At 54.8% G+C, this 2,006-nt stretch carries 1 protein-coding gene; it reads left to right on the forward strand.

Translation table 11 applies throughout. The features are described 5' to 3' along the window. Nucleotides 1-334 precede the first annotated feature (334 nt). The coding region (locus ACZYSM_RS29060) for a recombinase family protein (protein WP_489077100.1) at nucleotides 335-2,006 on the forward strand (1,672 nt) is incomplete at its 3' end.

Below are 2,006 nucleotides of genomic sequence, written 5' to 3' on the forward strand. Positions count from 1 at the left end.
GATAGCGCCGGCAACAATAGAGCAAACTACTCTCGGATAAAATGGGGGCTGCGCATCGCCAGGGAGAGTTTTGCTCCGAGGTATGCGGGATGCCCCGACGTCGAGATTGTTCTCGTCATTGAGGTCATCGCCCCCACTGACGGGAGACTTCAGTCATGAGCCGAAAACCGCGGATCTGGCGTATTCGTCTGGCTTTTGAGCCAAATCGATTCTCTTGTGAACAGCTCGAGAGGGTCTATGAACAGCTAAAACCGACAGAAACGCGGGTTTCCTCAGAATCGCCACAATCTCAACCCTCTGTCAAAAAACATCGTGCTGCCAAGCGAGGTGAGCAATGAGCCAGGCTGTGATGGTGGCGTTCTATGCGAGGGTATCCTCTGATCAACAGGCTAAACGCGGCACGATTGAAAGCCAGATTGCCGCGTTGACAGAGCGGATCGTGGCTGATGGAGCCCAGGTTGCTGAAGACATGCGCTTTGTCGACGCAGGCGTCAGCGGCGCGACGCTGATTCGCCCACAATTGGAACGGCTCAGAGACCGCGCGGCACTTGGCTTGGTCGATCGTCTCTACGTCCTGTCCCCAGACCGGCTGTCGCGAAAATATGCCCACCAGGCCTTGCTGATGGAAGAACTATCGGCGTGCGGCGTACAGGTCGTGTTCCTCAATCATGCCATTGGCGTCACGCCAGAGGAGTCGTTGCTGCTGCAGATGCAGGGCATGATTGCGGAGTATGAGCGTGCCAAAATCATGGAGCGCCATCGTCGCGGCAAGCTTCATGGCGCCAGACGCGGCAGCATCAATGTGCTGTCGACTGCGCCGTACGGTTATCGCTACATTCGTAAGCAACTTGATGGCGCACCCGCACAGTACGTTATCGACTTGGCGCAAGCGGCGACGGTCAGAGCCATCTTTCAATGGATTGGAATGGAGCGACTGAGCATTGGCGAAGTGGTTCGGCGTCTTGGTGCTACTGGCACCGTCACCGCTTCAGGTAAACCGTATTGGGATCGCAGTACCGTGTGGGGGTTATTACAAAATCCAGCCTACATGGGCCGGGCCGCTTTCGGTAAAACACAGGCGCGTGATCGGTTACCTCGGATACGCGCGCAACGCCACAGTGCGGAAGTGCCCAGGAAGGGGTATTCAACCGTACGTACGGATCCAAGTCAGTGGCTCGAGATATCCGTACCGGCAATCGTCAGCGAAGGGTTATTTCAGTCGGTTCAGGAACAGCTTGCCGAAAATCGCAAATCGGCTCGTCAGCGCGGTCATGGTGCAGTTTACCTGCTTCAGGGCTTGACCGTTTGCGGCCATTGTCACTACGCCTATTACGGTAAAAAAGTCAGCAAGGCAGCGGCCAAAGGCCAACGTCGGAACTATGCCTATTATCGTTGCATTGGAACCGATGCCTACCGCTTTGGTGGCGAACGCGTCTGTGATAATCAGCAAATACGAACGGACCGTCTTGATGAACTGGTGTGGCAGCAGGTTGTTGAGCTGCTCGCCCACCCTGGAAGGCTAAAGAATGAATATGAACGTCGGCTGGGAATCCTCGAAGAAAAAGAAAAAACAAACCCTGACACTGCCGCACTGGAACGACAACGACTGCAACTCGAGAAAGGCAAGTCGCGGCTCATCGATAGTTATGCCGAAGGTATGATCGACAAAATGGACTTTGATCCAAAGATGCGAAACTTGAAGAGCCGTCTGGAACAGCTTGATCAGCAGATTCAGGACTCACGGCGTCATCAGGTGGGTCAACGCGAGCTGTTTCTCGTCATTAATCGTCTCGAAGAGTTTGCCGCTGCGGTCCATGACCGATTGGGTGCTGTGGATTTCGTCACGAAACGCGAGGTCATCCGCGGCCTGGTCAAACGTGTCGAAATTCATAAGGGCGAAATTTTGGTGGTATTCCGGGTTGATCCCGATCCGGGGTTCAACGCCAGCGAGACGTCGACTGGCTCAGGCAGCAGAGAAAAAAGTATGCAAGATCGTACGCGGCGTA

The organism is Pseudomonas sp. F220, assembly GCF_057813935.1.